This window comes from Cloacibacillus sp. (assembly GCA_036655895.1).
Lineage (GTDB): Bacteria > Synergistota > Synergistia > Synergistales > Synergistaceae > JAVVPF01.
In genome coordinates, this window is sequence record JAVVPF010000001.1 from 179,431 (window position 1) to 206,326 (window position 26,896).

At 53.2% G+C, this 26,896-nt stretch carries 22 protein-coding genes and 6 tRNA genes; 8 read left to right on the forward strand and 20 right to left on the reverse strand.

Annotated features, from left to right (window positions below):
- Nucleotides 1–115 precede the first annotated feature (115 nt).
- Together RRY12_00785 and RRY12_00790 are read left to right on the forward strand one after the other, a co-directional pair.
- Nucleotides 116–3,979, forward strand: a complete 3,864-nt coding sequence (locus RRY12_00785) for a response regulator (protein MEG2183204.1) — start codon at nt 116–118, stop codon at nt 3,977–3,979.
- A gap of 84 nt (nt 3,980–4,063) precedes the next feature.
- The gene (locus RRY12_00790; protein MEG2183205.1) at nt 4,064–4,240 is read left to right on the forward strand and encodes a hypothetical protein; all 177 of its coding nucleotides are present in this window, start codon (nt 4,064–4,066) and stop codon (nt 4,238–4,240) included.
- 76 nt (nt 4,241–4,316) lie between these two features.
- On the opposite strand, the gene RRY12_00795 is transcribed toward RRY12_00790, so the two are convergent.
- The 3 genes from RRY12_00795 to RRY12_00805 all read right to left on the reverse strand — a co-directional run bounded on the left by RRY12_00795 (nt 4,317) and on the right by RRY12_00805 (nt 5,228).
- Nucleotides 4,317–4,408: transfer RNA gene (locus RRY12_00795), tRNA-Ser, on the reverse strand.
- A gap of 81 nt (nt 4,409–4,489) precedes the next feature.
- A complete protein-coding gene (locus tag RRY12_00800; GenBank protein ID MEG2183206.1) occupies nt 4,490–5,002 on the reverse strand; it encodes a signal peptidase II in 513 nt (170 codons plus the stop codon).
- Between the two features lie 150 nt (nt 5,003–5,152).
- Nucleotides 5,153–5,228 (reverse strand) — tRNA-Arg (locus RRY12_00805).
- A gap of 47 nt (nt 5,229–5,275) precedes the next feature.
- Here RRY12_00805 and tadA point away from each other — a divergent pair.
- Both tadA and RRY12_00815 read left to right on the forward strand, forming a co-directional pair.
- Nucleotides 5,276–5,749: a tRNA adenosine(34) deaminase TadA gene (tadA, locus tag RRY12_00810; GenBank protein ID MEG2183207.1), complete on the forward strand. Its 474-nt coding sequence runs from the start codon at nt 5,276–5,278 to the stop codon at nt 5,747–5,749.
- Nucleotides 5,750–5,824: 75 nt separating this feature from the next.
- A complete protein-coding gene (locus tag RRY12_00815; protein ID MEG2183208.1) occupies nt 5,825–6,739 on the forward strand; it encodes an exopolyphosphatase in 915 nt (304 codons plus the stop codon).
- Nucleotides 6,740–6,846: 107 nt separating this feature from the next.
- Here RRY12_00815 and RRY12_00820 read toward each other — a convergent pair whose 3' ends face one another.
- The 12 genes from RRY12_00820 to RRY12_00875 form a co-directional block, all read right to left on the reverse strand.
- On the reverse strand, nt 6,847–7,419 hold the full coding sequence (locus tag RRY12_00820) for a 2-oxoacid:acceptor oxidoreductase family protein (protein ID MEG2183209.1): 573 nt from the start codon (nt 7,417–7,419) through the stop codon (nt 6,847–6,849).
- 12 nt (nt 7,420–7,431) lie between these two features.
- A complete protein-coding gene (locus RRY12_00825; GenBank protein ID MEG2183210.1) occupies nt 7,432–8,262 on the reverse strand; it encodes a thiamine pyrophosphate-dependent enzyme in 831 nt (276 codons plus the stop codon).
- Nucleotides 8,263–8,264: 2 nt separating this feature from the next.
- Nucleotides 8,265–9,395 (reverse strand): 2-oxoacid:acceptor oxidoreductase subunit alpha, encoded by a 1,131-nt coding sequence (locus tag RRY12_00830; GenBank protein ID MEG2183211.1) that lies wholly within the window; start codon nt 9,393–9,395, stop codon nt 8,265–8,267.
- A 2-nt stretch (nt 9,396–9,397) separates the two neighbouring features.
- On the reverse strand, nt 9,398–9,598 hold the full coding sequence (locus tag RRY12_00835) for a 4Fe-4S binding protein (protein ID MEG2183212.1): 201 nt from the start codon (nt 9,596–9,598) through the stop codon (nt 9,398–9,400).
- Nucleotides 9,599–9,743: 145 nt separating this feature from the next.
- Nucleotides 9,744–10,409 (reverse strand): tRNA (adenosine(37)-N6)-threonylcarbamoyltransferase complex dimerization subunit type 1 TsaB, encoded by a 666-nt coding sequence (tsaB, locus tag RRY12_00840; GenBank protein MEG2183213.1) that lies wholly within the window; start codon nt 10,407–10,409, stop codon nt 9,744–9,746.
- The gene (tsaE, locus tag RRY12_00845) at nt 10,403–10,924 is read right to left on the reverse strand and encodes a tRNA (adenosine(37)-N6)-threonylcarbamoyltransferase complex ATPase subunit type 1 TsaE (GenBank protein MEG2183214.1); all 522 of its coding nucleotides are present in this window, start codon (nt 10,922–10,924) and stop codon (nt 10,403–10,405) included. The genes tsaB and tsaE overlap by 7 nt, the downstream gene beginning before the upstream one ends.
- Nucleotides 10,899–12,428, reverse strand: a complete 1,530-nt coding sequence (locus RRY12_00850) for an NAD(P)H-hydrate dehydratase (protein ID MEG2183215.1) — start codon at nt 12,426–12,428, stop codon at nt 10,899–10,901. Before RRY12_00850 ends, tsaE begins: the two co-directional genes overlap by 26 nt.
- A gap of 3 nt (nt 12,429–12,431) precedes the next feature.
- The gene (gene acpS, locus RRY12_00855) at nt 12,432–12,797 is read right to left on the reverse strand and encodes a holo-ACP synthase (GenBank protein MEG2183216.1); all 366 of its coding nucleotides are present in this window, start codon (nt 12,795–12,797) and stop codon (nt 12,432–12,434) included.
- Nucleotide 12,798: 1 nt separating this feature from the next.
- Nucleotides 12,799–13,383: a glucosaminidase domain-containing protein gene (locus RRY12_00860; protein MEG2183217.1), complete on the reverse strand. Its 585-nt coding sequence runs from the start codon at nt 13,381–13,383 to the stop codon at nt 12,799–12,801.
- Nucleotides 13,384–13,526: 143 nt separating this feature from the next.
- Nucleotides 13,527–13,925 (reverse strand): response regulator, encoded by a 399-nt coding sequence (locus RRY12_00865; protein MEG2183218.1) that lies wholly within the window; start codon nt 13,923–13,925, stop codon nt 13,527–13,529.
- A gap of 178 nt (nt 13,926–14,103) precedes the next feature.
- Nucleotides 14,104–14,188, reverse strand: a tRNA-Leu gene (locus tag RRY12_00870).
- A gap of 129 nt (nt 14,189–14,317) precedes the next feature.
- Nucleotides 14,318–14,392 (reverse strand) — tRNA-Val (locus RRY12_00875).
- Nucleotides 14,393–14,701: 309 nt separating this feature from the next.
- Between RRY12_00875 and RRY12_00880 the strand changes: the two genes are divergently transcribed.
- Nucleotides 14,702–18,649 carry a PAS domain-containing protein gene (locus RRY12_00880; GenBank protein MEG2183219.1) on the forward strand — a complete coding sequence of 1,316 codons (3,948 nt, stop codon included), beginning with the start codon at nt 14,702–14,704 and terminating at the stop codon, nt 18,647–18,649.
- A gap of 45 nt (nt 18,650–18,694) precedes the next feature.
- Here RRY12_00880 and RRY12_00885 read toward each other — a convergent pair whose 3' ends face one another.
- Both RRY12_00885 and RRY12_00890 read right to left on the reverse strand, forming a co-directional pair.
- Nucleotides 18,695–19,252: an MgtC/SapB family protein gene (locus tag RRY12_00885; GenBank protein ID MEG2183220.1), complete on the reverse strand. Its 558-nt coding sequence runs from the start codon at nt 19,250–19,252 to the stop codon at nt 18,695–18,697.
- 74 nt (nt 19,253–19,326) lie between these two features.
- Nucleotides 19,327–19,587, reverse strand: coding sequence for a hypothetical protein (locus RRY12_00890; GenBank protein MEG2183221.1), 261 nt, complete (start codon nt 19,585–19,587; stop codon nt 19,327–19,329).
- Nucleotides 19,588–19,810: 223 nt separating this feature from the next.
- On the opposite strand from RRY12_00890, the gene RRY12_00895 reads away from it, so the two are divergent.
- The 3 genes from RRY12_00895 to RRY12_00905 all read left to right on the forward strand — a co-directional run bounded on the left by RRY12_00895 (nt 19,811) and on the right by RRY12_00905 (nt 21,102).
- Nucleotides 19,811–19,884, forward strand: a tRNA-Gln gene (locus RRY12_00895).
- 15 nt (nt 19,885–19,899) lie between these two features.
- Nucleotides 19,900–19,975 (forward strand) — tRNA-Glu (locus RRY12_00900).
- 233 nt (nt 19,976–20,208) lie between these two features.
- The gene (locus RRY12_00905; protein ID MEG2183222.1) at nt 20,209–21,102 is read left to right on the forward strand and encodes a proline iminopeptidase-family hydrolase; all 894 of its coding nucleotides are present in this window, start codon (nt 20,209–20,211) and stop codon (nt 21,100–21,102) included.
- 87 nt (nt 21,103–21,189) lie between these two features.
- Here the strand turns inward: RRY12_00905 and xdh are convergent, their stop codons facing one another.
- From xdh to ygfK, 3 genes are read right to left on the reverse strand one after another with little or no spacing between them, the layout of a single operon-like run.
- Nucleotides 21,190–23,772 carry a selenium-dependent xanthine dehydrogenase gene (xdh, locus tag RRY12_00910; GenBank protein ID MEG2183223.1) on the reverse strand — a complete coding sequence of 861 codons (2,583 nt, stop codon included), beginning with the start codon at nt 23,770–23,772 and terminating at the stop codon, nt 21,190–21,192.
- A 41-nt stretch (nt 23,773–23,813) separates the two neighbouring features.
- On the reverse strand, nt 23,814–24,764 hold the full coding sequence (locus RRY12_00915; GenBank protein MEG2183224.1) for an FAD-dependent oxidoreductase: 951 nt from the start codon (nt 24,762–24,764) through the stop codon (nt 23,814–23,816).
- Nucleotides 24,716–26,776, reverse strand: coding sequence for a putative selenate reductase subunit YgfK (gene ygfK / locus RRY12_00920; protein ID MEG2183225.1), 2,061 nt, complete (start codon nt 26,774–26,776; stop codon nt 24,716–24,718). Before ygfK ends, RRY12_00915 begins: the two co-directional genes overlap by 49 nt.
- Nucleotides 26,777–26,896: the final 120 nt, after the last annotated feature.

A 26,896-nucleotide genomic window follows, 5' to 3' on the forward strand; every position in this document is an offset into this window, starting at 1 on the left:
ATTGAGCGAGGCCTTCTCATATTATTTGATGCGACAGGCGCAGGCCGGCGGTTTTCACAAATCGTCTGCCGTGATGCGTAAAGGCCGATAATATCTTTGTCGGGAGGCAGAGCGGATGCAGGATAAAAATATTATTCTCATTACGGATGATAGCTCTGACAACAAATCTCTGCTGTCAAGCGCTTTTTCGGACAGCTTTACGACCGTGGAGGCCACGGGCCGCGAAAAGGCGGCGGCGTTCATAGAGGCCAATGCAAAGCGCATTGCGGTCGTCCTGCTCCGCTACTTGCCGCAAACTACAGATGCTCCCGCCCTTTTAAAATGGCTCTCGACCGGCAAATACGCTGGCCTTCCCGTCATCGCGCTCTCAGATGACGCGGCAGACGAACTTTCGGCGCTCCGCGGCGGCGCGTGGGATTTTATAGCGATGCCGGCGTCGTCCGAAGTGATACGGGCGCGCGTCGACAACCTCCTTGCCAGATACGGCTATATAAAGGAACAGGCCTCCGTAAAAGAACTTGAAATGGCCAACCTGAAGATGGACAGCCTTATAAACAGCATACCTGGAGGCATAGCCATCTACAGGCTGGACGACGGCTTTAAGACGATATATTTCTCCGACGGAGTGGCGCAGCTGAGCGGCTACACGCGCGAGGAATACGCGCAGTGGATAAAGAACGACGCGGCCGACGCGGTCTACAAGGGCGACAGAGACCGCCTTTACACCGGTGCTATAGAGGCGCTGCGCGTCGGAGAGACTATAGACGAGACGTACCGCATCTATCATAAAGACGGGAGCCTCGTCTGGGTGCATCTTACCGGAATGCCTATAGGAGAGGAAGAGGGACATATAATCGTCTACGCCGTCTTTCAGAGCGCGTCGCGGCAGTCGCAGCTTTACAGCGAGCTGCTGGACCAGTCAAACGAAGGCATCTACGCCTGCGACATCGCAACCCACGAACTGCTCTATCTGAATAAAAAAGCATCCGAGCTGCTGCACACCCCTGCAACTCCGCTTGTAGACAAAAAATGCTACTCCTATCTCTTCAACAGAACAAAGCCGTGCAGTTTCTGCAAGATAGATAAAATGAGACACGACAGTTTCCTTGAACGCGAATTTACCTACCCAAGGGACGCGCGCACGTACAGGCTGATGGGAAAGCTGATGCAGTGGAACAAGATAACGGCGCACGTCGAGTATGTGACGGACATCACCGAAAGAAAAACCGCGGAACAGCAGAACGCCGCGCTTTTAAAACAGCTTGCCTCGGTCATCGAACACGTCCCGGGCGGCATGTGCCTCTACCGTCACGACGGCAAAAAAATTATCCCTGTGGTCCACAATCAGGCCTTTTACGACATCTTCGGCTATTCGGAAGACAACCTGCAAATGGTCAATCAAGAAGCCAGCTTTCTTAACGTCCATCCTGATGATATGCGAAAACTCAAACATCTTATCGCTGGGGCGTTAAAAAATGGCGGCAGCCTGCGCCACACCTACCGCGTCTACAACGACGCGCTTAAAAAATATATATGGGTCTACCTAAACGCCGTCTCCATACCTCAGCCGAACGGAACGCAGCTCATATACGCAAGCTACACCGACGTCACCGACGAACGCACGGCGCAGAACCGTCTGCACGACACGCAGCTGCTTCTGTCGGCCGCACTGCGCAACGCGCGGATCACGGTGTGGGAATACGACCTCGAAAAAAAACAGATAACACAATCCGTAGAGGCGCAGGACAGACAGGGTTTCGGCGTCACGATAGAAAATGTTCCCGAGTCTTTGATAGAGTGCGGCTACGTACATCCTGATTCCGCCTCCGACTATCGCGCCTTCTACCGCGAGGCGGCGAAGGGCGCGCCGCGCGCCGTGATGGATGTGCGGGTGCGCGCAAAGGGCGACAAGGATTACTGGTGGAAGAGGATAATCTACATACCAGTCTTTGACGGCGCCGGCAAGCATTTACGGTCAATAGGGACGGCGCTCGACGTCACAGAGCTGAAGCTTCAGGAAAGCCAGTACGCGGCTCTTGAGACGCTGAAAAACGTGACAAAGCACGGAGTAATGCTCAATGTTACAAAAAATACGGCGGACGTAAGAGGAGCGGCCACGGACAGCGACATGGACGGTGGCATCACCTCCATTGACAAATTTTTCGCCCGCGCGCGGCTGCGGATCGTGGACGAAAAGATGCGCGCCGGCTTTGACGCGATTTTTACGCGGGAAAACATACTTCAGGCTTACGCCTCCGGCAAGACAGAGGCCTCGTGCGAGGGGTTGTGCAACTTTGGAGACGGACGCGCCAGGTATACTGAATTCAAGCTGCGTCTCACGAGGGATCCGCAGACTGGAGACATCATAGGCTTCACCTACCTGAACGACATACACGCCAGCAAAACGGTGCAGGAGATGATAAGCGGCGTCATCGACCTTGCCTACGACTATATCGTGGCTATACGGCTAGAAGACGACAGCTTTACGGCCTACGCCAGCAGAAGCTACTATTACGAAGGCTTTGAACGAAGCGGATATTACACTCCCGAACAGGAGCGCTGGCTGCATTCGTGCACCGCTCCAGAAAATTGGGCAAGCCTTACCGCAAGCCTCGCGCTCGACAACGTCATGCGCATGCTGGACGCGGAACAAACTTACTCAATATATATGGAAATCAGCGACAGAAAAGGTTTCCTCCGGCGCAAAAAACTGACCTTCTCATATATGGACGACAGAAAAGAATTCATCCTCATGACGAGGGCTGACGTGACAGAGCAGTACAACAGACAGCTGAAGGCGAACCGGGAACTTTCAATGGCGCTTGAAATAGCGGAAGGCGCCAATACGGCGAAAACGGAATTTCTCTCCAAAATGAGCCATGACATGCGCACGCCGATGAACGCCGTAATAGGACTCGCGGAACTGGCTCGCGACGCCTCTTCGCTTGCCGAATGCCGCGACTACCTGCACCAGATCTCCACCTCCGGCAAATATCTGCTTTCGATAATCAACGACGTGCTGGAAATGAGCAGGATAGAAAGCAGAAGCATAGAACTGCACCCCACCGTCGTCTACATGCCTGACTTCATAAGAGACACGGCCTCTATCGTGCTCCCCGACATCATTAAAAAAGGCATATCCTTCGAGATACGACAGAACGACCTCACCGCGCTTTACATGCGCGTCGACACCACCTACATACAGCAGGTGCTCGTCAACCTCCTTTCAAACGCTATAAAATTCACACCGCAGGGAGGCCGTATAGAGCTTATAATAGAAAACCTGTCGGAAAAGGAACACCGCGTCATAAACCGCATCACAGTAAAAGACACTGGGATAGGCATCAGCGAAGAATTTCTTCCGAAGGTCTTCCTGCCCTTCGAGCAGGAAGATTCTACAAACGACGACGGGCGTATGGGTACAGGGCTGGGGCTTTCAATAGTAAAGAATATTGTTGAGAGAATGGACGGCGAGGTTTACGTGCGCAGCAAAAAAGGCGAAGGCACCACTTTCGTCGTAGAGTGGACGCTTGACTCCGTACCGCAGGAGGAATATGCTCCAAAAGAAGACCCGAAAGCCGGCGTACAGGGCGACATCAACGGCAGGCGCGTGCTGCTTTGCGAAGACCATCCGCTGAACAGGGCGATCGCGGCAAAGCTGCTGGAAAAAAAGGGCGTCGTCGTCGAATTTGCCGAAAACGGCAAAATAGCCGTAGAAAAATTCACCAGCCGCCCAGCCGGATATTACGACGCCATCCTGATGGATATACGGATGCCGGTCATGGACGGCCTTGAAGCGGCGCAGGCCATCCGCGCGCAGGAAAGGCACGATTCTCAGACCGTGCCGATAATCGCAATCACGGCCAACGCCTTCGAGGAAGACAGGCGCAAGAGCATAGCCTGCGGTATGAACGCACACCTGGCAAAACCCATAGAGCCTCAAAAGCTCTACGAGACGCTGGCCCGGCTGCTCGGATGACCGTTGCCGCCTAATTTATACAAAGCGCCGCGCTAAACCAAACGCTTCATACTAAGCCTATTTATAAAAAAGGATTGATAGGACATGGAAATAAAAATGCATATCTTGATTGTCGCCACTTTTATCGTTTCGTTTCTCGCAGCCGCGTTATGCCAATGGCAGATCAGCGTCATCCACTGGCTGGTCGTCTGCGTTTCCGGGCTTGCCTCAATTTTGTCGCTTGCGATACTTGTGATAGAAAGAAAGAACAAGAGCAACTAAAGAGGCGCCGCCTCGAATATAGGAAGAGAAAAGGAGCCGGAGAAAAATTTTCTCTGGCTCCTGTATTTTCGTAAAATGGCGGAGAGGATGGGATTTGAACCCATGGAAGAGTTTGACCCCTTCACTCACTTTCCAGGCGAGCTCCTTCGACCGCTCAGACACCTCTCCGCGTAACCGACGTGGAGCATTATAACCTATCGCGCCGACTATGTCAAAAAATGATTCATTTTGGGAGGCATTATTACGGCATTATTTTAGTTCAGAAAAAACGCCTTTAACAAGCGCTACAAAAACAACAAGCGCTCCGGTTATAAGGTAGAGGTCGGCAAGATTGACGGCAAGTCCGCTCGGGAAAAATCCACTAAAGAACTGGCCGTTCAAAAAAGGCAGCGGCATCCAGTCTACAACGTGGCAATAAATAATCCTGTCCGCCAAGTTGCCAACGGCGCCCGCAAGCATCGCAGCCACTCCGGCAAGAAGCGGCATCGGACGCCGGCGCATTGTAAAGATCATAAATAAAAGAAATATCGCGGCGGCTAAATTCAAAAATATGAGCAAGCGCGGCTCAGAACCGGTCAGCATACCAAAAGAGACACCGCTGTTGCGGCTCACCCGCGCAAAGAAAGAGATGGCGGCAAGCTTTGTAATGCGGTCAGCCGCAACAAGCGCACAAAAAAAACAAAAGAGCGAAAGTAGTTTTTTATTTTTTATCCACTCTGCCACGTGCGCGACCATGAACGCCTCTTCCCTTCCAGCAGCCACAAATGCGCCGCACAATGCGCGCTCGGCGCCCAAGTCGAAAAGGCCAGCAAAAGTTGACTTTCGCATAGCCTTTGCGTATTCTTTAAAGGAGGATGAGCCAGCCTCTAAAGACAAGAAAACACCTCAACGAGGTGTCCGTGTGCAATAATATGGCGTGCCTGTGGGGATTTGAACCCCAGACTTCTACCTCCGGAGGGTAGCGCTCTATCCGCTGAGCTACAGGCACATTTAACAACGTTAAGTAGTATAACATATCCAGAGAGGAGCCGCCACATGGATGATATTTTTTATATGCGGGAGGCGCTGGCAGAGGCGCGCGCCGCCGCCGCGTGCGGCGAGATCCCTATAGGCGCCGTCGTTGTGAAGGACGGCGAAATAATCGGCCGCGGCCATAACACAAGAAAGCTAGACAACGCCCCATTGGGGCACGCGGAGCTTGCCGCGCTGTCACAGGCCGCAGAGCGACTGAACAACTGGCGCTTTGACGGATGTTCCATATATGTAACGCTGGAGCCGTGCATCATGTGTTCCGGCGCGCTTATGCAGTGCCGCGTATCGCGCGTCGTATTCGGCGCGAAAGACCCAAAGGGCGGCGGCTGCGGCTCGCTCTACTGCATACCAAAAGACAGCAGGATCTATCACAGGCCGGAGTTGTCGGCTGGGATATTAAAAGAAGAATGCGCGGCGCTGCTGAGCGATTTTTTTATCAAAAAGCGCACGGAGAGAGCATCGCGAAATTCCGAGTGATATCTATTTTTAAATCATTGAAAGAGACGCGCAATGAGAGTAAACTTAAAATGGATTCACTAGAGGGGGATTTTTATGAGACTTGTAACGCGTTCTGATTTTGACGGACTTGCCTGCGGGGCGCTGCTTAAAGAGAGTGGAATAATAGATAACTGGATGTTTTCACATCCAAAAGATCTTCAGGACGGACTTGTCGACGTGACCTGCGACGACTGCCTTGCCAACGTTCCGTATGTGCCGGGCTGCGGGCTTTGGTTCGACCATCATTCAAGCGAGAGCGAACGTCTTGAATTAAACGGCAGATACAAGGGCGAGAGCAGAACTGCGCCATCCTGCGCCAGAATAATTTACGACTATTACGGCGGCGCAGAACGTTTCGCCCATTACGACGCAATGATGGCGGCCGTCGACAAAGTGGACTCAGGCGCTCTTTCCGTGGACGAGGTGCTGCACCCGTCTGGATGGATACTCCTTGGTTTCATAATGGATCCGCGTACGGGATTGGGACGCTGGAGAAATTTTACTATCTCAAACTATCAGCTCATGGAAAAGCTGCTGGACTGCTGCAGCTCAATGGATATAGACGAAATAATGGAGCTGCCGGACGTCAGGGAGCGCATAGAGGTATATTTTGAACAGAGCGGCAAATTTGACGCGATGATAAAAAAATATACGAGGACTGACGGGGAGCTTATCATAAGCGACCTGCGCGGGGTGGACCCCATCTATTCGGGCAACAGATTTTACATATACAGCCTCTACCCGAAGCAGAATATATCCATGTGGATAGTGAGCGGAAAGGGCGGCAAAGGATGCAGCTGCGCGGTCGGCTATTCCGTGCTTAACAGAAGCTCTTCCGTGGACGTTGGAAAGCTTATGCTGAAATACGGCGGAGGCGGCCATAAAGCGGTAGGGACGTGCCAGTTCACAGACGAATGTATGGACGAAAATATAAAACTGCTCATCGGCGAGATCACAGGCAAAAAATAAATCAGGCGCGTTGCCGCGTATCGTCACATTTTGCGCATGGCAAGCTATATCAAACGGGACGGCCAAAAGGCCGTCCCGTTTGATATATTTCGTATGTGAGGCGCCAGTTAGTTCTTTCTGGCCGCCACCGCGTCTGCCATCAGCTTGTAGCCTTCGTCAAACGCTCTTTCGTTGAGTTCTTCAGTTCCCTTCGGGACGCGGGCGAGGATGGCGTCTTTTACAGCCTGGGGCTGTGTGAGACCCTTGTCCTCAAGAACCTTTGCCGCTGTTCCGAGCGCCACCATGTTGACAACGATCTCGCGGCCAAGCTTCTCGCGCGCCGTCTTTACGATGGGCAGAAGATATATCTCAGCGTCGAGCTTCGGGGGCTCTGTCACGAAGAAGTCGTCAAGAATGACTGTCGCGCCCTTGGCTGTGTCATGGCTGTATGTGTCGCAGGCCTTCTGTGTCAGGATGACCTGGAGGTTCGGGTGCGCGGCCTTCGGGTAGTCTATTTCGTCGCGGTCATAGACAACTTCCGACTTCGATGCGCCGCCGCGCGCTTCCGGCCCGTAAGCCTGGCTCTGTACTGAATTGAGGCCCTCTGTGCGGAGTGCTGCGGCCTCACCCAGGATCACTGCGGCGAGGATGACTCCCTGTCCGCCGGATCCAGCAACGCGAATTTCAAAACGATCGCTCATGATCCGTTCCTCCTATGCCTGCGCCTGTGCGCGTTCAATGACGTCGTTGTAGCGGTCAGTGTATTCGCGGGCGTTTTCTATGTTGACAAATTCGCCAACAACGATCTTGCCTTCAAGCTCCTCGGGGGTCATCTTGTCGGCCTGAGCCTTAAGGACTGTGTGCTCCTTAAGGAACTTGATGTTGTCTGTCGGGCGGCTGCGCTTGTTTTTGCGTCCAAACTGCGTGTGGCAGAAGGAGATGATCTCAACGAGCGCAAATCCCTTTTTCTGATGTTCGATGGCCTTTTTGAGTATCTGCTCGCACATGATGGGGTTGGCTACCGTTGCGCGCGCTACGAATGTTGCGCCTGCGCCTGCTGCCAGCTTGCAGATGTCAAATGTCGGGTCGATCGAACCATAGGGCGCTGTGGCTGCGAAGGCGCCTTCCGGCGTCGTCGGCGAAGCCTGTCCGCCGGTCATTCCGTAGATGTTGTTGTTCATGAGGACCGCTGTGATGCCTATGTTGCGGCGGCAGGCGTGGATGAAGTGGTTTCCGCCGATAGCGGTACCGTCGCCGTCGCCCATGACGTTGACGATCGTCAGTTCGGGGTTGGCCAGCTTAACGCCGGTCGCAAAGGCGAGTGAGCGTCCGTGCGCCGTGTGGAGCGTGCAGGCGTCGATATAGCCGGGCATACGGCTTGAGCAGCCGATACCTGATGAGATGCAGACCTTATCCTGTGGGATGTTGAGGTCTGAAATGGCGCGGAGGATGGAGTGCATGATGATTCCGTGTCCGCAGCCGGGGCACCAGATATGAGGCATAAACTTAGTGCGCAGGAGTTTCTTTACATCTTCGCGTGGCATAATTACGCCACCTCCTTGATGAAGGACATTATCTCAGCCGGCTTGTAGAGTTCGCCGTTGATGAGGTTCTTGCGATGTACTTCGCAGTTGCCCTTGACGGCTCTTTCTACTTCAAGCACCATCTGGCCCGCGTTGAGCTCGGGGACGATGATGTGCTTGACTCTCTTGGAGATCTCGGCGATTTCTTTATCCGGGAAGGGCCACAGTGTGATGGGACGGAAATGTCCGACCTTCACGCCCTGCTCGCGCAGTTCGCGGATTGCGCGAAGCGATGAGCGGGAGACTGAGCCGTAGGAAATGACGACTATTTCAGCGTCTTCCATGAAATCTTCTCTATATTCGACTATCTCGTCGCGGAAACGCTCAACCTTGCGGATGATGCGGTTTGCCTTGAGGTCGATGTCGGGCGCGTCGTTTGTCGGGAAGCCCCACTCTGTTGTGGTAAGGCCCGTGACATGCCAGCGATAGCCGTCGCCGAAGGCAGGCATCGGCGGTACATCGTCGGCGTCCGCGCGGTAAGGCACGAACTCTTCAGGCGATACTGTCGGCTTCTTGCGGTCGATTACTTCAAATGAACCGGCTTCGGGAATAGTGATTTTTTCACGCATATGTCCGATGACTTCGTCGGCCATTACGAGAACGGGCTGACGGAAGCGTTCCGCCATGTTGAAGGCTTTGATCGTGAGCGAATAGCACTCGGGGATCGAGCAGGGAGCGTAGGCGATCGTTGCGTGGTCGCCGTGGGTTCCCCATTTGGCCTGCATGACGTCGGCCTGGGAGACCTTTGTCGGGAGTCCCGTTGAAGGGCCGCCGCGCTGGATGTCGGCAAGCACCATCGGGATCTCGGCGATGTAGCCGTAGCCCAGAAGTTCCTGTTTCAGGGAGATACCAGGGCCTGAGCTTGCCGTCATAGCCTTTTTGCCGGCTATCGACGCGCCGAGCGTCGCCGCTATTCCGCCGATCTCGTCTTCCATCTGGACGAATTTTCCGCCCAGCTTGGGGAGCTCTTCGGACATAACTTCCATTACTTCAGTCGAGGGAGTTATAGGATAACCGCCGAAGAACCTGCAGCCCGCGGCGATAGCACCCATAGCTATGGCCTTATTACCCTGCCAAAACTCGTTCTGGGCCATAATTATTCACACTCCTTAACAGTTACTGCAAGATCCGGGCAGATATTCTCGCACTGGCGGCAGCCAATGCAGTCCTCCGGACGAACAGCTTCGCACTTAACGTGTTCGTTAAGCTCAAGAACCTTCTTGGGGCACATAGCGATACAGAGGCCACATCCTTTGCACCATTTCTCAACTATTTCGATGTTGAACTTCTTCGCCAAAAGACCCACCATCCTTCCACACATCTCATCAATTTTTGTTTGTCAACCACAAATACAAAAGTGGCGATTGGCATAACTATTGGTATTATGTCAAAGGTTGCCTATTTATTCAAGGAAAAGATTAAATTCTATATATTCCGACTATTTAAGAATTAGTAGAAGGCCCGATGTCTGGCGCCCGTAAGTATGTGCCGCGCAGTTCTTTGGGCGCAATAGCGCGGCCGCCGAATTTTTCCCCCATCAGCGCACAGTCTCCGCCCGAGGCACTCTCTTTAGTTATCCTTTCGTTCGGCAAAGCCATATAAAAGTCATAGGCCGCCATGTCGGGAGAGACGAGAGAGGCGTCAGGGTATTCTTTTAAAACGCAGGCGAAATCGGCAGCGCTGACGAAACGCTGCGCCATGATCGGATAAAGCCCCTCGTCTGCGCGTCTGTAGACCGCGGCGTAAAGGCGTCCCACGCTTGCCTTAAAAAATGGCGCGATTATCTGATGCGTATCTCTAAGTCCCCACGCGTATATCTCAAGCGAGGAAAGTGGAACGGCCAATATGCCAAGCGCCTCCGCCAATGCCGCGCCGTACGCTACGCCGGCCCTGATGCCGGTGTAGTATCCCGGGCCAGTCCCAGCGGCTATCAGCCGCAGGTCTTTGAGTTTCAGGCCGTTTGCCGAAAGAAGCTCCTGCACTATTTGCGGCAGCTTTTCCGTCTGCCGTCTGCCCAGTTCCAAGTTTTCTTCCGCAATCACGGCGCCGCCGTCAGCCACGCCGACGTTCGTCCATCTGCCCGCGCAGTTTATGCCAAGCGTCAGCATCCGCACTCCCCCATTTCCGCGCCGGCTTTGCTTTCTGAAAGCAGCCGCAGCGCGGCTTTAGATTTTTTTCCTTCGGCTTTTAAAATTATTTCTCTTTTTTCATCAAACCCGGGCATTTTTTGGATATCTATTATTATCATCTCTTCCGCCTCCGGCTCGCGCCAACGTTCCGCCCACTCCACGAGCGCCGTGAAGCCGTCTTCGAGGTACTCCTCTATTCCAAGCGTATCAGCTTCGGAGGACCGTTCCAGCCTGTAGAGGTCGGCGTGCAGCATTGGGAGCGGGCCGTCATACTCGCTCATTATAATGAAACTGGGGCTCTTGACGCGCGAATACCCAAGGGCCGCTCCGAAGCCCTGTGTAAACTTCGTTTTACCGACGCCAAGCGTACCGTTCAAAAGTACGAGCAGCCCAGGAAAGGCAAGAGCGCCTAGTCTGCGCCCAAGTTCGTAGGTTTCTTCTGGGCAGTTTGTGGCAACGCTTAGCGTTTTATCTGAGTGAATATGGAATTTCATCAGCTATCTCCGCCGCAAGCGCGCCGCGCGCGCCGTATTTTTGAAAAAGTCTTTCGCCGGCTGTGCCGTGCGCAAGAGCCGCGGCACATGCCGCCTCCGCCGGGGCCATCCCCGCCGCCATAAAGGCGCCTGCGACGCCGGTCAGTACGTCGCCAGAACCGGGCACGGCAAGCGCGGGAGAGCCGGCGCATACGGCACGCACTAGCCCTTCCGAGGCTATTAGCGTGCGGCGGCCCTTTAAAAGCGCGGCTCCTGCCATAACGGCCAGACGACGTGCGGAGTCAAGGCGCGACGCCTCCACTTCGTCCGGCGTCGTTTGAAGGATGCGCGCGGCCTCTCCGCCGTGGGGCGTAATGAGCGCGTCGCGGTGCGGCGCGAGGTTTTTGCCGCCTTCCGCAAAGAAAAAGAGCATGTCCGCGTCCAACAAAAGCGGCTTTTTCCACTCGTTCCAGAGCCATGAAAATATTTCACCGCACTCCGCGCCGCGTCCACAGCCGGGGCCGGCGGCCGCAGCAGTGCATATTAAGGAGAGTTCTTCAAAGATTTTTATCGCCTCTTGCGCGTTGATTTTTCCATCTGTAGTAGGAAGCGCCACTACTATCGCTTCGGGCAGTTCTGATACTGCAAACGGAGCTATGAAGTCTGGTACGGCTAAGTAAACTATCCCGGCTCCCGCGCGAAGCGCACCGCGTGCGGTAAGCAGCGGCGCTCCTTTATATTTTTCGCTTCCCGAAAAAATCAAAAGCGAACCGCGGCGTGTTTTATGGACGTCCTGCGGCACCTCCGGCAGCATCACGCGCAGGTCCGACGGGAAGTATGCGCGCAGCTCCGGCGACGCAGGCAGCACCTTGTCTTGGGGAACGCCGATATGCGCGGTGATTATCCGTCCGCACATCTGCGCTGCCGGAAAAAGCGCCATGCCGGTCTTTGCCGCAAGAAATGTCACAGTCGCCTCGGCGCGTACGCAGGGCTGATAGAGCTCTCCCGTCGCGGGATCTATGCCCGACGGAATGTCGAGCGCAAGAACGCCCGCGCGCCCTTTCAGCAGCCCGATGAGGCGGGCCGCCTCTTTCCTTGGCGCGCCCCGTGTGCCTGTCCCCAAAAGTCCGTCCACGACGCAGCCGGCGCCGGCGTAAAGTTCGGCTATTTTTGCGTCCTCAAGCCGTTCAGAGTCAAATATTTTTACGGAGGGCATTGCAAACCGGCGCAACAGCCCTAAATTTACCGCCGCGTCGTTTTTATATTTTTCATCGCCGTCAGTCTTGATAACAACGGCCTCTTTGCCGCAAATAGCAAGCAGCCTGGCCGCCGCGAAGGCGTCTCCGCCGTTATTGCCGCAGCCGGCTAGCAGCACGAATTTATCAGAGTCTTTTGCAATTTTCACCGCCTCGCAAACTGCGCCCCTTGCCGCATTCTCCATCAGCAGTATAGACGGGACTCCATATTCTAAAGAGGCTGTGACGTCCGCTTGGCGTATATCTTCAGGTCTGTAAAAATTTTCCATCGCCTATCCCTCCAGAACGACCATAGCAACGGCCATGCCGGCCTCATGCGAGATGCTCAGGTGGACACAGGAGGCGCCAAACTCGGCAAGCCTATTGCTGAAAGATTCGCTGAATTCAAATTTCGGGCCGCGTTCCGTTCTGACGACGGAACAGGAATCAAGCCCCATATTGCCTATGCCCCAGCCGCCGGCCTTGGCAAGCGCCTCTTTTGCCGCAAACGCCGCGGCGTAATGGGAGGCGGAGTCCGCGAATTTTTCCGCATACTCTATTTCAGCGGCAGAAAAGACCTTCTCTTTAAAGCCTTTCTGCGCCGCGGCCTTCTTCATCCTCGTAATATCGCACAGATCGACGCCTATGCCCAAAACCATATCAATCACCAAGCCTCTCGCTGATAGCTTTTATCTGCCACGGTTCAAGGATCCCAAAGCCCTTCGCCACCTCAAACTGCCGCGTTAGCTTCGTTCGCCACTGCGCGCCGTAAATATCCGGCGCTAATTGTACAGTCTTTGAGGCCAGTTTTTCAAAATATCTGTGGTCCGTCGCCCATTTTCCATATTTGCCTTGGTGCAGCCCGCAGATATAGCCCCATACGTTGTTATTATACTTACAGGCGACCGGATAGTCCTCACGTATCTTTCGCGCGTAATCTTTCAAAAATGATTTTATCGTGGGGTACTTACGAAAAGAAGAGACCTTTTTAACGTCACGGCCGTTTACATCCTCTGCGCTCAAATAACGCACGGAGGGCATCCCCAGCATCCGCCACGCGGCGTTGGTCTTGATGCCAGCGCCGTTATAACATTCCGTCCAGAGCCGGCTTCTCCAGTCTCCAGTCTCATGAGCGCAGTGGATGGCGGCGGCAAAGGCGTTGACGCTTTTATATGCTGAGGCTTCTTTATAAAAATCAACAGAAGAAAAGGCACAGGAAGGTGACGTTCGAAAGATAAGGAGCATCGTAATAAAAAATAAATATCTGTGCGCGGGCCAAAAAGTATTTTTAATCATGCAGTTATGATACATGTTTTTTCGTGGAAAATCAAAGCGTCACACGGCGCGCCCATCTGTTAACGAGTCGCATGACGCCGCAGTCCGTTGTCTTATTTTTTTTCGATGAGCCGCTCCATGACGTTATAAAGTTCCTTAGGGTCCACCGGCTTTGTAAGGTGGGTGTCCATTCCGGAGGCGAGCGATTCTTCCCTGTCGTCTTCGTTGTACTTCGCGGTCATAGCAATGATGGGGATCTTCACGGCGTCCTCGCGCGGCAGCGCGCGAATGGCCTCCGCGGTCTCAAGACCGTTCATCACAGGCATACTGATATCCATTAAAATTGCGTCAAAACCGCCTACTCCGCTCTCCGAAAAGAGCTTAAGGCCTTCGCGGCCGTTGCTGGCCCGCACCACAGAGGCTCCAGCGTGTTCCAAGACCTTTATTGTGATTGAGGCGTTGAGCGTGTGATCTTCACACAACAAAACACGTTTACCCTCCAGTGAAATCATTTTTTAACCTCCTGGAATAAATCAAATATCGTAATATCTATGATATTGTTATTTATTATACACTCTTTTCACAAAATGTACGCCTATTGTTCTTAAATATGATATTAATATTCTTTGCAGCAAAGAGTTATCGTGAAAACAAAAAAGAAAGCGACATTTGAGGCTGATCAAAAAGAAATGGTGGGCAGGAAGGGACTCGAACCCTCACGGCGTGAACCAATAGATCCTAAGTCTATCGTGTATACCAATTTCACCACCCGCCCACATTGAATTGAATTTTACACTACACCATTTTTGATGTCAACAACGAGGGCGTCGCAGCGCTTGTGCGAACGGCCAATAAAAAAGACAAGGTCCGCATTTCTGCAAGCCTTGCCTTCACTGGTTTTAAATGGTGGACGATAGAGGAATTGAACCTCTGACCTCTTCCGTGTCAAGGAAGCGTTCTACCTCTGAACTAACCGTCCATTGCCTGACAGGAAGAAATTTTACAGTAGAAGGGCGTTTATGTCAATACCCATGAGCGCCACGAATTTAGGATAATTTTCTTGTATTTTTCTTGATGGAAATTTTTATTATAGATGCCCGCTGTTTTCGGTGACGATATATTTCGGAGGAAATTTTAATAAAATGGATCAAAATTCGCGTTAAGCTCAGTAAAGCGACCTTGTTTTATGAGAAATTTAGTGATACGTTATCTGAGAAATGAGTAATTTTTTATCTTTTTTACCACCTAAAATCATAACCAATATAATATTAAAAACGGAGTGAAGGCCGTGGAAAGTAGTTTAGAAAATATTATGACGTCACAGGATAATGCTGCGTGCGAAGCTGGCCTGCTAAAGACGAGCGAAGAAAAGGCGGTTTATCCAAAAGAAAGGCAAAAGACTTCCGTCCAGGAGCGTCAGCCGCCGAATATGGAGTTTTCCGGAGCCGCGCTTTTTGAATGGGATCTGCCCTCACGTTCTTTTGAATGTTCTTCTTCTTTTTATAAGTATGTAATGAGCATGATAGCGCCGGACGCGCTGCTGCAAGGCGTATGTCCGGTGGAAATGATACATCCTGAGGATATCCAAAAACTTCAAAGATTTTTTGATAAAGCAACTCACGGCGAACCAAAGGCGGAGGCGGCGCTGCGTCTTAGGATGCGGGACGGAAGCTGCAGATGCAGCCGCCTTGTTGGACTTTTTACAAGGGACGAAGCGGGCAGGCTGACCCGCGTAACGGGCGCTATAACTGACGTGGACGACGAAACGGAAAAGGCGATAATGCTCGAGAGCCTGCTTGACGCGCTGCCCGGCGGAATAGCCATAATCAACTCCGGGCCCGACCCTCACATATCCTTTTTTAGTGAAGGCTTTGTAAAACTGGCCGACTGGCCCAGAGACGAACTGGAAGAGTTAAACAAAAACGGAGTGCTGTTTAAAACATTCATGCTTGAAGAGGACTATGAAAGCTTTTTCTTAGAGCTGCAAGAGGCCTCCGCGACCGGGCGGGCTATCAACTGCACCTACCGGTACAGGTATAAGAGCGGCGAAATCGGCTGGATGCATGTAGCCGCTACTAAAATTCGCGAGATAGGCGCAGCTCCAGTCTATTACGCCATTTTTACTAAGCCGACCGAGGAGACGCTGCTTTATAAGACTATGGTCGACGATTCTGTCACAGCAATCATGGTTGCCGAGAAAATAAGCGGCGTAATACTGTTTGTGAACAAAGCGTGGCTTGCCCTTGAAAAACTTCCTGCGGACGAACGGCCCGTGGGTCGAACGCTTGCAAGTCTTGTGCCGAGGGAAGACATTTTTTTATCGCAGGAGGAGCTCGCTTCTCTTTCAGAAGATTCTTTTACAACGTTTCACGCGGCACGCGCCGACGGCACTTTTTTAAATATACATGCGAAGTCGATAATTTGGAACGGCACGCCCTCATACATACTTTACATCTCCGACGAGACGGCCGAACGGACCCATCGTGAACGGCTGCAAAACTTGCTGGACAAAGTTCCAGGCGGAGTCGGCATTTTCGAATTATACAAAGAGACCATTTCATTGAAATACCTCAACGACGGATATTACAGGATACTGAACGCAGAGCGGGGTGCGCGGCGCGGATATGCCGGAACCAATGTGCTTGGCGCAGTCCACCCTGAAGACAGGGGCCTGGTGATAAGACAGGTCATAAACCTAAACGCCGGAGCCGCCACATTTGACACATCGGTGCGCCTAGTAAGCGGCGACGGAGAGTATATATGGATGAGGATCGTAGGAGTTGCAGTCGAGAAAATAGAGGAACGCCTCATTATCTACTGCACCTTCTCCAACATCGACAACCTTATGAGGCTTCAAAACGACCTGCAGTACCACAGGACGCTCTTCAGCGCCGCAATGGAGGCGGCAAATGTTGGCGTATGGGAGCTGGACGGCGACAGGCTGTGCATCGTGCGCAGTGAACTTGCAAAAAGCGGGCGCAGCGTAAATACGATTGTCCGCAACGTTCCGGAATCCCTCATCACGACCGGCTATATACATCCCGACAGCGCGGAATCGGCCAGAAAACTTTACACGGACGTTCAAGCCGGCAAATGCTGCGAAGCCGAACTTCAAATCAGAGAGAGCTTCAGCGAACCGTACAGGTGGAAACAAATGATATGCACTCCGCTCTTTGACGCCGGCGGAAAAATCTTCAAAACCATCGGCACAACGATAGACATCACCGCACAGAAAGAACGTGAGAAAAAATATCAAGACCAGCTCAACCTGAGAAAAGCGCTGGCGCGAAACTCAATAGCGATGGCCGCAATAAATCTTTCACGCGACACGGTTGAAGAGTGTATCTGGCGCAGTTCTGATATAAATTCTTTTAACGGCACGGCCGCCGAACTGATGGAACAAATCTACACCTACATCCCAAAAGGATGCGGGCTTGAGGAATATCGGGCGGCATTTAACAGCCGCTCGATGCGGTGCGCCTACCACCGTGGCGATTTCCACGGGGCGGTGCGCCACCAACTAAAAAATTACAGCGGGTGGATAGAAAGCAGCTACGACCTCGTAAGCAACCCATACACAGGAGAGATCGAAGCCTTCTGCATAGCGCGCGACGTCACAGAAGCCATTCGCGCGGAACAGGTTGTCAACACGCTTGTAAACACCGACTATGACGTCATCTATACGCTGGACGCGGAAACTGGACGTTCCGTCACCTTCATGCGCAATGAACGCAGCGAGGTCCTTGGATGCTGTGCGGAGTGCACGGACAACGTCGTCGACTACCTTGAAAAATACTGCGTAGAGCAAGATAAACAGAGGATCATCAACGAAAACCGGATGGAATACATAAAAGAACGCCTCGCAGAACTTGATATACACATCAGCGTCTTTTCAATCATAGAAAAGGGCATGGTCTGCCATAAGCGCGCCATGTACTGCTACCTGGACGGCGACAGCGACACTATACTGTGCGCGGTGCAGGACTACACGGAATCACACCAACAGGAAGAACGCCAAAAACGCCGACTTGAGGCGGCTCTTTCCGAGGCAAAGCGCGCTGACGCGGCAAAGACGGAATTTCTGTCAAACATGAGCCATGAGATACGCACTCCGATAAACGCGATAATCGGGCTCACGACGCTTGCGGACAGCGATCTTTTCAGCGACGCAAACACAGTCCGCTCATATCTGAAACAGATAGGGCAATCAAGCGCATACCTGCTTGGAATAATAAACGACATACTCGACATGAGCAGGATTGAACGCGATAAATTTGAACTGAAATACGAATGGGCTGCGCCGCAGGAGATATATGATTCGTGCGTTGAGATGATAGCGCCGCAGATGAAAGAAAAAGGGATAATATTCACCTATCCATCCACGCTTGAACTGCCCAAAGAAGTTGAGGTCTACGCAGACGTGCTCCGTTCCAAACAAATGCTGATGAACCTGCTCAACAACGCGCTGAAATTTACCAAGCCGGGCGGCACAATAACACTGGACGTTCGGCACACGAACGTCGGCGAGAGTAACGGCATCGACTATATAACCGTCACAGATACGGGCTGCGGCATGTCCGAAGATTTTTTAAAACGAATCTTTGAACCGTTCGCGCAGGAGAGAAACAACCTCACCGGATACGTGCAGGGTACAGGACTCGGCCTTGCGCTTTCACAGAAAATAGCGGCCGCCATGGGCGGCGCCATATCGGTGGACAGCAAACTTGGAAAGGGCTCCTCGTTTACAATAACCTACCCGTACAGATACCGGACGGGCAAGAGTTGCTCCGCGCGCACAGCAGCCGAGGTATATGACGAAGAGGCGCTCAAGGGCGCATACGTGCTGCTTGTGGAGGATCACCCGCTCAATGCGGCGATTGCCTCAAAACTGCTTGAAAGAAAGGGCGTCCGCATAGACCGCGCTGAAAACGGGCGCGACGCTCTGGAAAAATTCGCCTCCTCCGTGCCAGGAAGCTACGACGCGGTGCTGATGGACATACGGATGCCCGTAATGGGCGGCATCGACGCTGCGCGCGCACTGCGGAAACAGAGCAGGTCCGACGCGGCCCAGATACCGGTCATTGCAATGACGGCGAACGCCTTTGAAGAGGACGTGCGGTGTACAAGGGCGGCCGGAATGAACGCACACCTCTCCAAACCCATAGAGCCGGATAAACTTTATTCCACGCTTTCTAAATACATCATAGAATACAGGGGCCGGCAAAAAAGCAAGTAACCTACGCGTCACACGTTTTCCTGACAGCGAAGAGGATGAAAATTTTTATGATCTTTCATCCTCTTTGCTGTCCTCTGGCGTGTCATTCGTCCTGTGCGTCCTGCGGTGAAATATTTTTTTAAACTGGCCAAAGGTGTAACGGTTTATTTTTTCACGGAACATTATTATGCGCGCTTCGGAACAAATCAGCGTCACATAGGCGATAACGGCGGCGATGCCGGTAAGCTCATACAGGCCCAGCCCAGCGCCAATTCCGAGCACAGCCATAAGATAGATCTCAGCCGCTGTCGTGATGCCCTTGATGTCTCCGTGCGGGCTCTTGTAGATGATGCCAGCGCCGATAAAGCCGATGCCTGTCAGCATTCCAACCATAAGGCGCGCCGGGTCCGTCCTCACGCTCATATTCGGCGGATAGGCGGACGATACCTCCACAAAACCGTACGCTGAAATGAGCGCTATGCTGCAAGCCGCTACCGAGACCAAAATATGAGTGCGCGCGCCGATAGGTTTATTGCGGTGCATTCTTTCCGTTCCAAAGACGGCGCCGATCAGCGCTGAAAAAAGCATCCTGCACAGCAGTTCGCTCGCGTTTATATACAGCATGATCCCTCCATAATGAAAAAAACAGAAGCGAGCCCGAAGGGCCGCGCCTCTGCCTTTTTATCTGAATACGGGTATTAGTCTGAAAGGTCTACAAGGCGTGCTTTTACGCCTTCAAGAGCATTCAGCTTTTCCTCCAGCTCCTTTGACTCCGCGGAGCAGCCGCAAAGCTGCAGCACAAGAAGTCCCGCCGGTGAGCAGGTGCCTGGCACAGACTGGTCATGAAGACCGAGCCTCGTGAGAATAGAACATCCATACTGCGTGAGCACCTTCTGCACCTCAACCGCGCACTTATCCCTGTCAAAAATCCTAACTGCCATGATCTGATAACAGTTCATATAAAACACACCTCGCTTAATAATATAATATTAATAGACAAGTCGTTACACTAATAGTCTATCATACTTAGTTTAAACATACAATTTTCACGCGTTCTCGCCGTCTGCGGCGCTTGTATTCTACTCATTATTTTTAATTACTTATAGTACGTATTAAAGTTTTTTCATTTAATTGTTGACAGGAGGCGAAAATCAGGTATAATTATTCCCGTTCGGCCCACGATGGGGTATGGTGCAACGGCAGCACGCCTGACTCTGGATCAGGTAATCGAGGTTCAAATCCTTGTACCCCAGCCAAAATCACAGCAATGTGGTCCCTTCGTCTAGGGGCCTAGGACGTCGGGTTCTCAGCCCGTTAACAGGAGTTCGAATCTCCTAGGGACTGCCAAATATACTCCGCACCCTCGCAAGAGGCAATACGGACGATAGCAAGGCGAAAGAGGAGTGCGCATAGCACTCCTCTTGTCTGTAGGATGGCAAAAAATTTTTTGAGAACACCCTCCGCGTTTCACCTCTGGTTGTCACCTGTCGCGTAAATGGAATATTCTGAATTATGTGATATAATTTATTTAAGGATACATATTTTATTTAAATGGCACTATCGTTAAGGGGGTGTCCCAGATGGTGATGCATGTCACAACAGAATATGTGAACGTACCGGGAGGTTTTGTCTCTCTTACAAAGCTCGGTGAAGATAACACGCAAAGAATACCGGCGCTCTATATCCACGGTGGCCCGGGCGGAAATTTTTATTCGTTTAAGCCAATGGCTGAGATGCTGGCGGAGCATCATACGATGTACATGTACAATCAGCTTGGAAGCGACGAGGCAAACCACACAGGCGAAGAATCTCTCTGGACGCCTGATCGGTATATCGAGACGCTTGAAGCTGTCGTAGGGGGCATAGGCGCGCAAAAACTTCACCTCATAGGGCATTCATGGGGAGCCTACCTCGCGGCGGAATATCTTTTGCGCACGCAAAATACGGCCATAGCCTCTATCACAATGGTGAGTCCTCTGTTGAGCACGGAATTATGGATACGCGACGCAAAGCTGCGTCTTTCCGAGTTAGGAAACAACTACTTGGCCTCTGTAGAGCTTTGCGAGAGCCAGGTGCATTTCGACAATCTGCTCTATCAAAAAATAATCGGCGAATACAACAGGAATTTCCACTTCCGCAGGGAACACCTTTCAAGCTACAGTCAGCCGGGCGCATTTGAACCTAAGACGGACTCCGGCATGAAGGTATTCAGATATATGTGGGGGCCGAGTGAATTTACCTGCACCGGCATATTAAAAGATATAGACCTCACAGCGCGCCTGCATGAGATAAAGATACCGGTGATGTTCGTCTGCGGCGAGTTCGACCAGGTGAGGCAGACGACATGCGAGTATTTCCGCTCGCTGATACCTGGCTCAAGGATGGCGATAATCCCAGACGCCTCTCAGACCTCGTATCTTGAACAGCCGAAAATTTTTTACTGGACGCTGCGCAACTTCTACGAGCGTTTCTGAGTAAATGATGATAATAACGCATGATGAGGCCGACTTGAAGTTATCGTGCGGCCTCACCATGCGTTTGCAACGGCTGTATTTAAATCGCTATTTGTCCTTGGAATAAAAGGTCTTTTCCATCGGCAGCTTTCTTCTAAAGAGGCCGTCTTTTGCGTAGTAGGCGCCGGCCGCCGCCGGGGCGCTTGGGATGGCGCTTATTTCACCTATTCCCTTTGCTCCGTAGGCCGCGTCAAGCAGCTCCTTTTTTTCGACGTATATGGCGTGTATCTCCGGTATCTGGTCGGCCCTAAGCAGGCCCAGCGTGCCAAACTTATTCTGCGGCACGCAGTCCTTCAAATCAAACCTTTCAGTAAGCGCGTAGCCAAGCCCCATTAGGACGCCTCCCTCTATCTGCCCCTGTATCGCGGTGGGGTTGACGACTTTGCCGGAGTCGTGCGCGGCGTAGACCTCTTTGACGCGGCCTTCGTCGTCGAGTATGACGACGTGCGTTGCAAATCCGTAGGCTATGTGGCTCTTTGGGTTTGGCTTCTGCGAACCGAGCGGGTCGGTCGGCTCAAAGTATTCGGCGTAAAATTCTCTGCCTTCAAGTGCGGTAACGTCACCGTCCGCTTCGCGCATTGCCGAAGCAAGCTGTGCTGCTGCCATGCGCACCGCCTCACCAGTTATCAGCGTCTGGCGTGAGCCGGAGGTGGTGCCGGAATCCGGCGCAAGCTCTGAGCTGCTGCCCATATTTTTTATCTTCGTACGGCACAGCCCTGCGGCTTCAGAGACCATCTGTACAAAGACCGTGGCGCAGCCCTGCCCTATCTCGGAGGCTGCGGCATATATTTCGACCACGCCGTCCCGCACGACGAGCTTGGCGCGCCCTTTGTCCGGCAGCCCTACGCCAACGCCGGCGTTTTTCATTGCACAGGCGATGCCGGCGCGCCCCGCGTTTTTCTCGTAGACTTCACGCACGGCTTCAAGCGTCTCTTTCATCGCGGTGGAACGGTCGGCTATCTGTCCATTGGGCAGTATGCGCCCAGGCTCTATCGCGTTGCGCCACCGTATTTCCCACGGAGACAGGCCGGCCTTTTCAGCAAGTAGATTGATGGTCGATTCCAGCGCAAATTCGCTCTGGCAGACGCCGAAGCCTCGAAAGGCGCCGGCGGGCGGGTTGTTTGTGTAGTACCCATAGCCGCGTATGTCTGTGTTCTGGTAGCAGTAGGGCCCAACGGAGTGAGTGCAGGCTCGTTCTAGCACCGGTCCGCAGAGCGAGGCGTAGGCCCCTGTGTCAAAATATATCTCACAGTCTAGCCCGGTAAAGAGGCCGTTTTCGTCACAGCCGAGCGTGAACGTCCCTTCCATCGCGTGCCGCTTCGGGTGAAAGGCTATTGACTCGTTTCTTGACAGCTTCACCTTGACGGGCCGTCCGGTCTTCAGCGCGGCGAGTACTGCTATGTGCTGCACGGATACATCCTCCTTGCCTCCGAAGCCGCCGCCGACAAGCTTGTTTTCCACAACGATGCGCTCAGGCTCCCAGCCAAGCATTATGGCTATCTCTTTGCGCGTGTCGTATACCCCCTGGTCGGAGGTGTAGACCTTGACTCCGTCTTTATACGGAAAGGCTATCGCGCATTCCGGCTCCAAAAAGGCATGTTCCGTGAACGGCGTGCTGTAGCTCTCCGTCACAACATATTTTGACCCGGCGAGTGCGTTCTTTGCGTCGCCGCGCATGACGTGGCGAGACTGGCAGAGGTTGCCCTTTTCGTGAACGAGCGGCGCGCCTTCGGCCATCGCCTCACTCACGCACCGCACCGGCTCAAGCGGTTCATAGTCTATCTTTATGAGTTTTTTTGCCTCGGCGAGCACCGCTTCGTTTTCCGCGACAACAAGGCAGAGGGCGTCGCCGACGCACCTCGTCACGGAACCTTCGGCTATCATCACATCCCAGTCCTGCTGGATGTGTCCTACCTTATTGTGCGGGACATCCTCCGCCGTAAGCACGGCAAGCACTCCGGGCAGCGCACGCGCGGAGGCCGCGTCGATCTTGATGACGCGGGCGCGCGGGTACTGTGAACGGACCGCTGAGGCATGAGCCATGCCCTCCATCTCCACGTCGTCCACATATTCTCCATAGCCCAGGACTTTTTCGCGCACGTCTATGCGAAAGGCGCGCGCTCCTACGCCGAAAGCGCCGCCTTCTTCAAGCGCGCTTTCTATCCGTCTTTCGCCGCGCAGTATCGCCGCGGCAAGCTGTATGCCTTCTATTATTTTTTTATATCCGGTGCAGCGGCAGACGTTTCCGCGTATCGCCTTTTTTATCTCTTCTTCTGGCGGGTCTGGATTGACGTCTATCAGCGCCTTTCCGGCCATCACCATTCCCGGGGTGCAGAAGCCGCACTGCACGGAGCCCATCGCGCCGAAGGCGTAGACGAAGGCCTCTTTTTCGCCGCCGGTCAGTCCTTCTGTCGTCACGATAGTTTTACCGGCGGCCCTTTTTGTAGAGAGTACGCAGGAGCGCACCGCCTTTCCGTCTATTATTACCGTGCAGGTGCCGCACGCGCCCTCGCTGCATCCGTCCTTTACGGAATGCAGTTTAAGGTCTTCGCGCAGATAACGCAGAAGCGGCTTGTCTTGGGCAGTTTCTTGGGCCTCTCCATTTACGGTGAATTGATATAACTCTCCCATTTATATCCTCTCCCTCAATCGACCGCGGCGGCAGTCATTATTTAAAGCGTCTTGTTCTGGTGTTTGTTTATCATTCCGGTGATTATGAGCTGCATTTGCGCCGCCGTTATCAGCCCTGTTATATCAGATGGAATTTCTTTCGCAAGCTCCGCAAGCGCGCCTTTATAGATCTTTCCGTTCAGGCGCACGGCGTAGCAGCCAAAGCCAAGCGGCAGCCAGCCAGAATTTGAGCTGTCGCAAAAACTCTTTTCGTCCGCAAAGAAGGTAAATTTATCTTTATAAGGCGCGCTGCTCCACGGGCAGAAGCTCTCACAGTTGCCGCATTCATTGCACAGCGGGTCCAGATGGATCACCTGCGGCGCGCCCTTTGCGTCGGTCACTACGGCGTTTGCGCGGTTCGGGCAGACGTCTGCGCAGTTCTCGCATACTGTGGAACATTCAAGACAGCGCTGAGGTTCAAACCGCGCGTCGCCCGCTTGGGCAAGCATACCTTTGCGGACGCGGGCCTCTGACTCACAGCAGCCCTCAGTCAGAGGCGCGCCGTATGGCGTAAGGCCCTCCGCGCGCGCTATTGCGTCAGCTGCGGTCCTTGCGTCGGCTATCGCCTCTACGACGCTTGCCGGGCCGCGCCTTGCGTCACCGGCCACGTAGACGTTTTCTATGTTTACGTCAAGATCTTTGCCGCATATCGCGCGGCCTTTGCCGTCAACCTCTATGCCGTTGTCGGTGAAAAGCTCGCTTTCAACATCTTCTCCGACGGCGGCTATTACCATGTCGGCTGGTATCTCAACAAGCTCATCCGTCTCTATCGGGGAACGGCGTCCGCTTTCGTCCGGCTCGCCAAGTTTGACCTTCGCACATAATAGCACGCCGTCGCGGAAGCTGCGCGGGGACAAAAGCTCGCGGAATATGACTCCGTCCTTTACCGCCAGTTCAAGTTCTTCTAGCTCCGCCGGCATGTAGGCCTTCGTCCTGCGATAGATGAGCGCCACCTTCTGGACTCCGGGGATGCGCTTTCCCCGACCTCGCCGCATTCGCCGTTTTTATATTTTTCAAGGAAATCAAAAACGTCCGTCGTTTCGCCCTCTTTTAGTTTGAGCTTTCCGTGCTTCCATGCCCCGTTTGCCATTATCACGTATTTGAAGCCGGCCTTTTTCAGCTCGTCGACGCTGTAGCGTGGAGCGTTTGCCACAAACTCCGCGCCAAACGCGGAGGCTATTTTTACGTCGTTTTCGATGGCGTCGCCCGCTATCCTGAAATCGGGTATTATCCTCTTCACCACGCCGCCAAAATCGGAGCTTTTTTCAAAGACAGTTGCCTTTATGCCGTTGCGCCCCAGGAAATAGGCCGCCGCCATTCCAGCGGGGCCGCCGCCGATTATCGCGGCTTTAGCATCACTGTGGACTGCGGGACGCGGGAGCGCAAGCAGAGCGCCTTCAAGGCCGTTTTCCGCGCAAAGCAGCTTTACCGCGCGTATCTCGACCGGCTCTTCGTAGAAATTTCTCGTGCATTTGCTCATGCAGCGGTGATTGCAGATAGTCCCGGTTATGAAGGGCAGAGGGTTTTTGTCGAGGATTACGGAGAGCGCGTCGGTGAATCTGCCGTCGCCGGCAAGACGCAGATACTCTGGCACGTCCTGATTTATCGGACACCCCTCCTCGCACGGCGCTATAAAGCAGTCTGTGAGCGGCACGCTTTTTTCTATTTTTCTTGACGGGGCAGGCTTTGCCGGTTTTCTATATTTTTTGTCAAGCGACGCCTCCGCCGCCAGTTTTTTTAATTTTTCATTATCCACCCCGGTAAAGGAAAGACCACTGCTCAAAAGATGGCTTTCAGCAAGCTGCGTCAGCCTTTGATAGCCTCCCGGCTTAAGCAGCGTCGTAGCGAGCGTCACGGGCCAAATCCCGGCGAAGCAGAGCGCGGCTATGTTCTCCGCGTCGGCGCCGCCAGACCATGAGATGCGCAGTCTGCCGTCAAAGGCGGTTGAAAGTCTTCGCGCCGCCTCAAGCGTCAGGGGGAAGAGCGCGCGGCCCGACATGTACATTTCATCTCCGGCGAGGAGGTCATTAGGATTATCCACCGGGAAGGTGTTCGTCAGCTTCACTCCAAAGGCGACTCCCGCCTCTTCCGCAAGCGGCATGAGCCGTTCTATCATCGCCACGGCGTCTTTGAACTGCATATCCTCGCGGAAATGCCTGTCGTCGAACTGAATGTAGGAGAAGCCTAGCTCGTCCAGCTTCATCCGCGCAAATTCATAGCCAAGCAGAGTCGGGTTGCATTTTATGAAGGTGTTCAGTTTCTTTTCTGTGATGAGGTAGGAGGCTATGCGCTCTATCTCGTGAGGCGGACAGCCGTGCAGCGTGGAGAGCGTTATTGAATCGCATACGCGGCGCGAAATAGCCTTTATATATTCGGCGTCTACATTTGCGAAGCCGTCTACGTTTGCAAGCGCCCACGACTCGCATTCTCTCCAGACGGCAGTTTTTCCAGCGTCTTTCAGCCCTTCAATGAAGCCGTCTATTTTAGGCGACGTTATGCCCTCAAAATCATAGCCTACGCTCATGTTGAAGGCAAAACCGCCGGCGCCGCCAAGGCCGTATTCCTTCGCCAGCAGCTTTATCGCATACCATGCCTTGATGTATTCCTCCATCGCCTGAGGGACGGTAAGCTCTGTGGACCACTCCACGTTGTAACATTCGTCGCGTGCGTCTATGCAGGGCTTCGCGACGGGAAGGTCTTCCCCGTCCAGCGTCTGCACAGTCTTTAATTCAAAAAAGCGCGCCCCGGCGAAATAGGCGCAGACGATGTTCTGCGCAAGCTGCGTATGCGGCCCGGCGGCGGGGCCAAAGGGCGTTTCAAGCTCGCCTCCCATAAACGGCAGAGCCGAGCCCTCCCGCGCGCAAAAGGCTCTGTGCACGCCGAAAACACCGCGGCCGCCCTTCATATCATCCAGTATTTGGCGCATCATCAGATCAAACGGTATTGGAGTCATTCTGTCACTCATCTTGACATCTTCCTTTCGAAAATATTTTTTCGAATTATTTTTTTCATGATATTATTGTGCGCATTCGCTTTTTTGTTTAATTATATTTTGACAGTTGGTTTATACAACCTTGATTCTACC

Coding starts and splice junctions, on each gene's coding strand:
- RRY12_00860 (MEG2183217.1), bottom strand. CDS start 13,383: ATGCTCCTTATCTTTCGAACGTCACCTTCCTGTGCCTTTTCTTCTGTT.
- acpS (MEG2183216.1), bottom strand. CDS start 12,797: ATGGTTTTGGGCATAGGCGTCGATCTGTGCGATATTACGAGGATGAAG.
- tsaE (MEG2183214.1), bottom strand. CDS start 10,924: ATGAAATTCCATATTCACTCAGATAAAACGCTAAGCGTTGCCACAAAC.
- RRY12_00830 (MEG2183211.1), bottom strand. CDS start 9,395: ATGGCCCAGAACGAGTTTTGGCAGGGTAATAAGGCCATAGCTATGGGT.
- xdh (MEG2183223.1), bottom strand. CDS start 23,772: ATGGGAGAGTTATATCAATTCACCGTAAATGGAGAGGCCCAAGAAACT.
- RRY12_00865 (MEG2183218.1), bottom strand. CDS start 13,925: ATGATTTCACTGGAGGGTAAACGTGTTTTGTTGTGTGAAGATCACACG.
- RRY12_00885 (MEG2183220.1), bottom strand. CDS start 19,252: ATGCTGTATATAAACGCGAGCGAACTGCTGTGCAGGATGCTTTTTTCA.
- RRY12_00825 (MEG2183210.1), bottom strand. CDS start 8,262: ATGCCACGCGAAGATGTAAAGAAACTCCTGCGCACTAAGTTTATGCCT.
- RRY12_00820 (MEG2183209.1), bottom strand. CDS start 7,419: ATGAGCGATCGTTTTGAAATTCGCGTTGCTGGATCCGGCGGACAGGGA.
- RRY12_00890 (MEG2183221.1), bottom strand. CDS start 19,587: ATGAACTGTTATCAGATCATGGCAGTTAGGATTTTTGACAGGGATAAG.
- ygfK (MEG2183225.1), bottom strand. CDS start 26,776: ATGAGTGACAGAATGACTCCAATACCGTTTGATCTGATGATGCGCCAA.
- RRY12_00850 (MEG2183215.1), bottom strand. CDS start 12,428: ATGGAAAATTTTTACAGACCTGAAGATATACGCCAAGCGGACGTCACA.
- RRY12_00905 (MEG2183222.1), top strand. CDS start 20,209: ATGGTGATGCATGTCACAACAGAATATGTGAACGTACCGGGAGGTTTT.
- tadA (MEG2183207.1), top strand. CDS start 5,276: ATGGATGATATTTTTTATATGCGGGAGGCGCTGGCAGAGGCGCGCGCC.
- RRY12_00815 (MEG2183208.1), top strand. CDS start 5,825: ATGAGACTTGTAACGCGTTCTGATTTTGACGGACTTGCCTGCGGGGCG.
- RRY12_00790 (MEG2183205.1), top strand. CDS start 4,064: ATGGAAATAAAAATGCATATCTTGATTGTCGCCACTTTTATCGTTTCG.
- tsaB (MEG2183213.1), bottom strand. CDS start 10,409: ATGCTGACGCTTGGCATAAACTGCGCGGGCAGATGGACGAACGTCGGC.
- RRY12_00785 (MEG2183204.1), top strand. CDS start 116: ATGCAGGATAAAAATATTATTCTCATTACGGATGATAGCTCTGACAAC.